Genomic DNA, 239 nt, shown 5'->3' on the forward strand with positions numbered 1-239 from the left:
GCTTCTGGTTGCTCTGGCTTTTGTGGTATTTCTGGTTTTTGTGGTTGTTCTGGCTGTTCTGGTTTTGGTGTCTCTGGTGTAGGTGGTGTTGGTTTCTTCTGGTCCTTCACCGTATGCTTAATAATTTGACCATCCTCTTTAATTTCAAAAGGGAAAATCTCTTCATTCAGTAGATATCCGTCTGGTGCGAACGTTTCTTTATACGTGTACTTTCCATATGGAAGCTTGAATTTTGCAAT

General features: G+C 40.6%; 1 protein-coding gene. It reads right to left on the reverse strand.

The window, feature by feature from the left end; all coding sequences use genetic code 11:
* On the reverse strand, positions 1–239 hold a 239-nt coding region (locus CN409_RS29725; RefSeq protein ID WP_170955834.1), incomplete at both ends, for an MSCRAMM family protein.

It is taken from the genome of Bacillus sp. AFS012607 (assembly GCF_002558005.1).
Classification (GTDB): Bacteria; Bacillota; Bacilli; order Bacillales; family Bacillaceae_G; genus Bacillus_A; species Bacillus_A thuringiensis_S.